Source organism: Polaromonas sp. P1_E3, from assembly GCF_056405935.1.
The window spans coordinates 1-8,379 of the sequence record NZ_JBFUBD010000116.1; the positions used below are offsets into that span (position 1 = coordinate 1).

Annotated in this window: 8 protein-coding genes and 1 tRNA gene; 3 read left to right on the plus strand and 6 right to left on the minus strand. The window is 61.7% G+C overall.

All coding sequences use genetic code 11. The annotated features are described in order from the left end of the window. Nucleotides 1-602 (minus strand): leucyl/phenylalanyl-tRNA--protein transferase (locus AC1D0Z_RS12975; RefSeq protein ID WP_477658640.1); only part of this gene is annotated, 602 nt, incomplete at its 3' end. Nucleotides 603-899: 297 nt separating this feature from the next. Here AC1D0Z_RS12975 and AC1D0Z_RS12980 point away from each other — a divergent pair. The 3 genes from AC1D0Z_RS12980 to thiD all read left to right on the plus strand — a co-directional run bounded on the left by AC1D0Z_RS12980 (nt 900) and on the right by thiD (nt 2,651). Beyond that, a tRNA-Asn gene (locus AC1D0Z_RS12980) sits at nt 900-975 on the plus strand. Nucleotides 976-1,193: 218 nt separating this feature from the next. After that, nucleotides 1,194-1,745 carry a DUF4124 domain-containing protein gene (locus AC1D0Z_RS12985; RefSeq protein ID WP_477658641.1) on the plus strand — a complete coding sequence of 184 codons (552 nt, stop codon included), beginning with the start codon at nt 1,194-1,196 and terminating at the stop codon, nt 1,743-1,745. Between the two features lie 60 nt (nt 1,746-1,805). Further along, nucleotides 1,806-2,651 (plus strand): bifunctional hydroxymethylpyrimidine kinase/phosphomethylpyrimidine kinase, encoded by an 846-nt coding sequence (thiD, locus tag AC1D0Z_RS12990; protein ID WP_477658642.1) that lies wholly within the window; start codon nt 1,806-1,808, stop codon nt 2,649-2,651. Here the strand turns inward: thiD and AC1D0Z_RS12995 are convergent. The 5 genes from AC1D0Z_RS12995 to cysD all read right to left on the minus strand — a co-directional run bounded on the left by AC1D0Z_RS12995 (nt 2,635) and on the right by cysD (nt 8,268). Next, nucleotides 2,635-3,936 (minus strand): purine-cytosine permease family protein, encoded by a 1,302-nt coding sequence (locus AC1D0Z_RS12995; protein ID WP_477658643.1) that lies wholly within the window; start codon nt 3,934-3,936, stop codon nt 2,635-2,637. The genes thiD and AC1D0Z_RS12995 overlap by 17 nt on opposite strands. Nucleotides 3,937-4,270: 334 nt before the next feature. Then, a complete protein-coding gene (locus AC1D0Z_RS13000; RefSeq protein WP_477658644.1) occupies nt 4,271-5,374 on the minus strand; it encodes an NAD(P)/FAD-dependent oxidoreductase in 1,104 nt (367 codons plus the stop codon). A 77-nt stretch (nt 5,375-5,451) separates the two neighbouring features. Then, nucleotides 5,452-5,781, minus strand: a complete 330-nt coding sequence (gene fdxA, locus AC1D0Z_RS13005; protein ID WP_477658645.1) for a ferredoxin FdxA — start codon at nt 5,779-5,781, stop codon at nt 5,452-5,454. Nucleotides 5,782-5,872: 91 nt separating this feature from the next. Further along, nucleotides 5,873-7,198, minus strand: coding sequence for a sulfate adenylyltransferase subunit 1 (locus AC1D0Z_RS13010; protein ID WP_477658646.1), 1,326 nt, complete (start codon nt 7,196-7,198; stop codon nt 5,873-5,875). A 113-nt stretch (nt 7,199-7,311) separates the two neighbouring features. Next, the gene (gene cysD, locus AC1D0Z_RS13015) at nt 7,312-8,268 is read right to left on the minus strand and encodes a sulfate adenylyltransferase subunit CysD (RefSeq protein ID WP_477658647.1); all 957 of its coding nucleotides are present in this window, start codon (nt 8,266-8,268) and stop codon (nt 7,312-7,314) included. Nucleotides 8,269-8,379 lie beyond the last annotated feature (111 nt).

Genomic DNA, 8,379 nt, shown 5'->3' on the forward strand with positions numbered 1-8,379 from the left:
CAGTCGATCATGGCGATATGGTTTGAGCGGCAAAAAGCCACCAGTGCTGCCAACGCGGTTTTGGATGCGTCGGTCTCGTGCGCAAACATCGATTCGCCGAACACCATGCGGCCCAGGTTCACGCAGTACAGGCCACCCACCAATTCCCCGTCGACCCAGGTTTCGACGCTGTGTGCATGGCCGGCCTTGTGAAGGCTGGTATAGGCCTGCACCATGTCAGGGACAATCCAGGTGCCCGGCTGTCCGGAACGCGGCTTGCTGGCGCAGGCGCTGATGACGCGCTCAAAGGCGCTGTCAAACCTGATTTCGCAGCGCGGCTGTTCCTGAAAGCGGACCAGCGTTTTTCGCAGCGACCGGTGCAGCTTGAAGTGGCGGGTTTGCAGCACCATGCGGGGGTCCGGGCTCCACCAGAGCACGGGCTGGCCGAGGCTGTACCAGGGGAAGATCCCCTGCGAATAAGAATGGACGAGGGTCGGCACATCCAGCGCGGCGCCCGCAGCCAGCAAGCCCGGCGCCGGGTCATGAATTCCCCAGGCGCTGTCGAGCGGAGGAAAGCTTTCGCCTGCGGCAAGCCAGGGCACGGGGCGTGGGAGTTTACCCATGGCTTAAAAATGGAAGGTCATGGAGCCATAACAACAATGGGCCTTGGAGCGCATTCGCACATGGTAGCCCAGCAGATTGCTGCGGCGCGGCCAGGTGTGATGGCAAAACGGCGGCATGGCAGTGCGCTATTGATTTGATAGCTGCTTGCGCTCGTTGAATAAGGGCTGAGGGCTCATATGTCGTGATGTCTTTGCCAAGGCAGCGTGCGCCATTCGCCGTTGAACGCGAACAGGACATTCGCCGCACGCCGCAGGCTTAAAAAGCCTCAAAATTGACGCTATAATCTAAGGCTGTATTCCTCAATAGCTCAGTTGGTAGAGCGCCGGACTGTTAATCCGTAGGTCCCTGGTTCGAGCCCAGGTTGAGGAGCCAATAAATCCAAGGGCCTGCACGCAAGTGCAGGCCTTTTGTTTTTCAGGCGCTTCGAGCCTCGGTACAAGGTCACCACTTTGCTTTCATTGCTCGCCGCCAGGCGGACTGGCAAATGCGGACTGGAAATGCGCGCTGGTGGAGCGCAGAAATCCTTGACCTCGTGCGTGCCGCGGCGGAGTGATCATTCGCCGGGTGGGGTACCTAGTACCATTGTGATCATGAAAATCTTCGGATACGCGAGCCGCCGGGCGGAACAGGGTCAAATCCATTCGCCTGTCCAGGTCAAAGCCGATCACATCGGGCGCATGGCCTGCATGCAAAGTTCAGGCATCAAGCTGCGAATATTCAGCGCCTTCCTGCTACCTTTCCTGCTGGTGCCAGCCAGCCATGCGCAAGTCTATAAATGGGTAGATGCGAAGGGGCAAACGCACTATTCCTCGCGAAAGGATGATGCGGGTCCGGCCAAGGCAGCCGAAGTGAAGTTGCCTCCTCAGCCTGCGCCTTCTCCAGCGGCCAAACCTGCTGCCGAATATCTGCGCGAACAAAACAGGCAGACGCAGCCGCGCCTGCCGCCGCAGGAGGCCGACAGTCCGCCCACGCCAAAACAGCCTCGATCGCTTTCCGGGGGAAAGGAAGACGGCACCGATGCGTCACGATGTGCCTTGGCCCGGGACGTTCTCAGCGGCGCGGTAAGGCACCGCAATGGGCAACCTACAGACAAATATGACCTTGACGTTGCCCAGAATGATGTCCGGGCATTTTGCCGCTAGTGGCGTCACTGTTTAAATTCACGGGTGTTCCTGAGGATTACGGAATGAATGGCTGGACTGATGACTGAAATCGCCTTTGACCACGAGTACCCCCGCGTGCTGAGCATTGCAGGGTCCGACAGCGGTGGCGGAGCCGGCATACAGGCTGACCTCAAGACCTTTGCAGCGCTGGGCTGCTACGGCATGACGGCCATCACCGCACTGACGGCCCAGAACACGCGCGGCGTTCGCGCCATCCACGGCGTGCCGCCGCAGATGCTGCGGGACCAGATCGATGCCGTGATCGAAGACATAGGCGCGCATGCGGTGAAGATCGGCATGCTGCACGCCCCCGACATCGTGCAGACCGTGGCGGAGGCAATTGACCGGCATGCGTTGCAGAACGTGGTGCTGGATCCTGTCATGGTCGCCACCAGCGGCGCCGTGCTGATCGACAACCCGGCCATTGCGGTACTGGTGCGTGAGCTGTTTCCGCGTGCCATGGTGGTCACCCCAAATCTCGACGAGGCTTCGCTGCTGGTCGGCCGGTCGCTGGGCACCGAGCAGGACATGCAGGTTGCTGCACAGGAGCTGCTGGCCCAAGGCGCCCGCGCCGTGCTGCTCAAGGGCGGGCATTTGCCCGGCGATGTGGTCCGCGATTTACTGGCCATGCAAAGCGGCGAACTTCACTGGATGCGCGGGCCGCGCATTCCCAGCTCCAATACCCACGGCACCGGTTGCACGCTGTCGTCCGCGATTGCCGCGCACCTGGCGTTGGGGCACCCTCTATTGGAGGCTGTGCAGCGCGCACGCGCCTATGTGCGCGCGGCGCTTGAGGCTGGTGCCAGAGTGCGAACGGGCGCTGGCGGCGGGCCGCTGAACCACGGCCACGCGCCCATCGCGATGCGGCTCAAGCCGCTGCGGTAATACCGGAGCGGCCGCTGCGCGTCAGGCGTGCCAGTACAAAGGTCAGCACCAGGGTTGGCAAAGCCGCACCCCAGTCCGGCGCGAGCTTCGCACACAGGTGATAACACGCAATGCCCAGCACCCAGATCGCGACGGCGCTGGCATTCACCTTGCGCTCAGTCACCAGCGAAGCAATACCGGCCGTACCGGCCAGCCGCGCCAGGATCACGCCGTACAAAGGTACAAACACTGAACTGAGCATCAGCAAAAAAGGCTCCAGGCTGTGCATGGGCAGCACCAGCGCCAGCGCGGTGCACAACAGGGCCAGTCCCACACCCCAGCGGCGTACGCTCCAGGACGGCTTCAGGCTGTGGCCTGCCACGGAGCCTGAATAGAGATCGCCATACGCGTTGTCGACTTCGTCGATCAGGATCAGCCCCAGCGCGATCAGGCCGCCTTGCGCCAGCAACAGCGCGGCGACCAGGTCGGTGCTGGGTGCCGTGATCGCAACCAGCACGCCCAGCGCGTAGCACCAGATATTGGCGATCGCATAGCCCAGCCAGGTGCCGCGCAGCGCGGCTTTGCCATCGCGTCCATGGCGCGCGAAATCGGCTACGAGGGGTAACCACGACACCGGCATTGCGATCACCAGGTCAAGTGCGGACAGCGTGCTCATGCCGCCTTCGCCAGGCCGGTTCCACAGTGCAGCCATGCCCTGGGCATTGGCCTTGGACAGAAACTGCCAGCTTAGCCACAGCAATGAGGCGATGACCAGCGGCAGCCCATAACGGCCTATGAATTTGCGCACCAGTTTGACCATTGAGCCCGACAGCAGTGCCAGCAGTACAGCGCCCCACAGCAGCGTAGCCAGAAGTGGCCAAAAGGCGCCTGCAAAGTTTCCGGACTGGCGGGCGATGGCCACTGTCCCGTCACGCATCACCACCAGTTCAAAGGTGGTCCAGCCGATGAGCTGCACGATGTTGAGCAGTACCGGCAGGCGCGCAAAGCTGCTGCCATAGGTGGCATGCATCAGCCCGGCGCTCGACAGCCCGCTGTCGCAGCCGATTTTGGCCGTCCAGGCCAGCAGGCCGGCGCCGAGCACCGAGCCGCAGATGATCACCAGCAGCGCGGTCTGGGTGCCCACAGCCGGCACCAGGTAGGCGCCGATCTGCATGACCAGCAGGCCCACGCCCAGGCTGAGCCAGAGCGCGGCATGGTCGCTCCAGCCGAACAGGCGGTCGCTGGAGGGCAGTGGTGAAAGCGCGGTGTTGGCAGTGGCCGCAGCGGGTGTAGAAGTGGTGGTCATCAGCAGTTCCGATCATCGATTTCAGGTCGGCCTGCCTGAAGCCCGCAACAACGGCGGACATCCGGAACATGCTTCCCTGCGCGAGGATTACCTCAAATCAGGTTCAAAGGGACTTTCTCAGCCACCGCAATTCGCACACGGCGAATCGCGGCAACACCCCCAGCGAAAGCACCCTTGCGGGCGCTGCGCAAATTGTAGGACGGAATCATTCCGAAATTTGGGTGTGTGCAGCGGTGCATCCCATGACGGCGCTGAGGCTCAAACCCGGTGCTGATCAGGCAACAAAAAAGCCCGCACGGAGGCGGGCTTTCAGGTGAGTGCGAAGCGGGATGCTTCAGTCGTCAAACACGGGTGACTCAACACCCAGCACCTTGTGCAGTTTCGGGCTGGTCGTGGTGTATTGCAGGTGGATTTTCTTGTCCGGAAAGATCAAGGGCGCGGCGCCAAAGGCTGCCAGCGCGCACTCATGGAAGCCACTCAAAATCAGCTTTTTCTTGCCGGGATAGGTGTTGATGTCGCCCACGGCAAAGATACCCGGAACATTGGTCGAAAACTTCTCGGTGTCCACCTTGAGCTGCTTGCGCTCGATGTCCAGGCCCCAGTTGGCGATCGGCCCCAGCTTGGGTGACAGGCCAAAAAACACCAGCAGCACATCCAGCGGCACCACGCGCGTGACACCGTCGGAACCCGTGACCTTGGCGCCGGTCAGCTTGCCGTCCTTTTCTTCGTAGCCGGTGATCTGGCCCACGATGAACTGCATCTCGTAGGCGTCGCAAAGCTCGCGCATTTTGGCCACGCTGGCAGGCGCCGCCTGGAAGCCGTCGCGGCGGTGGATCAGGATCACGCTCTCGGCCTTGTTCGGGCCCTCGGCGACAAAGTTCAGCGTCCAGTCCAGTGCGGAATCACCGCCGCCCACAATCACCAGGTTCTTGCCGGCGAAGTCGGCAGGGCTTTTGACGCGGTAGAACAGCTGGCTGTCGTCGAACTTCTCCAGGCCCTCGACACGCAGCAGCTTGGGCTGGAAGGCGCCCACACCGGCAGCGATGAAAATGGTTTTGGTCAGGAAGCGCGTGCCTTTTGACGTTTCGACAAAGAAACGGCCGTCCTGCTGCTTTTCAACCACGCTGACTTCCTGGCCGAAATGGAAGGTCGCGCCAAAAGGCTCGATCTGCTTGAGCAGGTTGTCGGTGAGCTCCTTGCCGGTGCACACAGGCACGGCGGGAATGTCGTAAATTGGCTTGTCGGGGTAAAGCTCAATGCACTGGCCGCCGGGATAAGCCAGCGAGTCGATCACATGCGCCTTGATTTCCAGCAGGCCCAACTCAAACACCTGGAACAGGCCGACGGGCCCGGCGCCCACAATCACCGCATCGGTCTCGATCGGGCCGTCGTGCTGCGCTGCGGTATTGAGCACTTCTTGGTTCAGTTGAGGTTCCATGGTTCCTGGGCGCCTTGCAGCGCGTGGCTGCGCAGGGTAGGGCGAAATGCCAGTGGTCCGGGTTTCGGGCGAGCTGGTCAGCGGATCAATTCGGACAGCTTGCCCGTCTTGTCTTTCCATTCCTCGGCATCGGGCAGGGCGTCTTTGCGCTTGGTGATGCTTTTCCAGCCCGCTGCACGGCTCAATTCCACATTGAGCTGGATGAAGGCGATTTGATCTGCCGGCACGTCTTCCTCGGCGTAGATGGCATTAACCGGGCATTCGGGAATGCAGACGGCGCAGTCGATGCATTCGTCCGGATCGATCACCAGCATGTTGGGGCCTTCCCGGAAGCAATCCACGGGGCAGACATCCACACAGTCGGTGTATTTGCAGCGGATGCACGATTCGGAGACGATGTGAGTCATGTTATTTGGGGCTAATCGGTGGAAACCCTCAATTTTAAGAGGATTCCGGGAGCAGGGTTAAGTCGTTGAAGGGAACGGGGTTTGATCCTGGTCAAAGGACCAGCAGGGCACCTGAAGTCTTGTTCGAGGCAGTGTCCACCAGGACCAGCGAGCCCAGCATGCGCGAACGGGCATAGGGCAGGGTGGCCAGCGGCTCCTGCAGGCTCAGCTCGATGTGGCCGATGGCATTGGGCGGCAGCTCGCTGGCGTCTTCCTCGGCGAGGGTATTGACGTCAAGCTTGTGGACGATGCGTTTGACCTTGGCTTTGACCCAGCGGTGGCCATGCAGCGCCCAATAGATGCGTCCGGCAACCAGCGGCTCGTCGTCCATCCAGGCCACGGTGGCCGAGATTTCCCGTGAGGGCTCAAAGGTATCCGTGGCCAGCAACCAGTCGCCGCGCGACACATCGACTTCCCGGTCCAGCACGATGCCCGCGCTGTGGCCGGCCAGGATGGCTTTGGGCTGGCGGGCATGGTCCAGCACCTGCGCCACCACGGCCGTCTTGCCGCTGGGCAGTATGGTCACGCTCTGGCCCGGCTGTACGCCGCCTGAGGCAACGCGGCCCCAGAAGACGCGCCGTCCCTGGGAGGTGTCGGATGAAGACGAAAACTTTTCAACCCATTGCACCGGAAAGGCAAAGGCCTCGGTGGTTTCAGCCGGCGTGACAGGCAGGTGCTCCAGCAGCTGCAGGAGCGACAAGCCTTCGTAACCGCACCAGCCGGGCTGGGCGTTCACCACGTTAAAGCCCTTGAGGGCGGACACAGGCACCGTCGCTTTCACCGGAATTTTCGCGGCCCGGGCGAATGTTGCCAGCGCTGCTTGAATGTTCCTGAAAGCCAGCGTCGGGTCTTCCACGGCGTCAAGCTTGTTCACGGCGAACACGATGGACGGCACGCGCAGCAGGTTGACCAGCAGCGAATGGCGGCGGGTTTGCTGCAACAGCTCAAGCGCAGGGTTTTTCCAGTCGAGCTTGGTCGCATCCACCAGCACGACGGCGGCGTCGGCACTGGAGGCGGCCGTCACCATGTTGCGGGTGTATTGCTCATGCCCAGGGGCATCGCCAATGATGAATTTGCGGCTTTCGGTGGCGAAATATCGATAGGCCACGTCGATGGTGATGCCCTGCTCGCGCTCGGCCGAAAGGCCGTCCGTCAGCAATGCCAGGTCGGTTTCACCCTGGCGCTGCACGCCGGCCAGGTGGTCCTGCAACACGGCTTTGCTGTCCACCAGCAGGCGGCCGATCAGGGTGCTCTTGCCGTCATCGACAGAACCGCAGGTGATGAATTTCAACGCGGGTTTCAGGTCATTTTGGCCTGAAACCGTTGCTGGCTGTGCGCCACCAGCTATCAAATCAGTAGTGTGGGTACTTGTAGTCATCTCAGTCTCAAAAATGGTGGCAAGGTCTTTATCAGTAGGGGCCGCGGGTCCGGCTGTGCCGGTCCGCAGGCGCCGCCCCTGGGGGGAGCAGGCGAAGCCTGCCCGGGGGAGAACTAAAAATACCCGTCTTTCTTGCGCTTTTCCATGGAAGCGTCTGAGGTCTTGTCGTCCATGCGCGTGGCACCACGCTCGCTTACGTCGGCGGCCAGCGTCTCGATCACGATCTCAGCGGCGGTGGCGGCCGGGCTGTCGACCGGGCAGGTGCAGGTGATGTCGCCGACGGTACGAAAACGCACGGTCTTTTCAACAACCTGCTCTCCGTCGCGGGCGGGGGTCAGTTCTGTCACCGGCACCAGAAGGCCCTTGCGTTCCACTACCTTGCGCTGGTGTGCGTAGTAGAGCGATGGCAGCGCAATTTGCTCACGCTCGATGTACTGCCAGACGTCCAGTTCTGTCCAGTTGGAGATCGGAAACACACGGAAGTGCTCGCCCGGTTGCAGCCGCGTGTTGAAGAGCGTCCAGAGTTCGGGGCGCTGGGCTTTGGGCTGCCACTGGCCGAAACTGTCGCGGTGCGAAAAGATGCGCTCTTTGGCGCGGGCCTTTTCTTCGTCGCGGCGGGCACCGCCAATCAGCGCGTCAAAACGGAATTCGTCAATTGCCTCAAGCAACGTCACCGACTGGTGCACATTGCGGGACTCGCCCGGATGGGCCAGGCGCACGGTGCCGCGTTTCATGGAGTCTTCGACGTTGCGCACGATCAGCTCGGCGCCCAGTTCTTTGGCGCGGAAGTCGCGGAAGTCGGTCACTTCATGAAAGTTGTGGCCGGTGTCGATCATCAAAAGCGGATAAGGAATGCGGCCCACGCCGAAAGCCTTTTCCGCGCACTTGAGCATCACCAGCGAATCCTTGCCGCCCGAAAACAGCAGGGCCGGGCGCTCGAAAGCGGCGGCCACTTCGCGCAGGATGAAGATGGTTTCTTCTTCCAGCGCATCGAGGTGGGAGTTGCTCAGCCGCGCGATGGAGATCGCCGGGTCGGCTGGCAGCAGAGGAGATGGTGTACGGGCGTTCATAAGTCAGCTTGGTGGAGCGTGGGGAGGCAGGGGAGGCAGGAGGAAAGGGCCATCAGTGCGCAAGGTGCAGGCCGCATTCGCGGTTGTCTTCGCCCTTGGTAGGGTCCACAT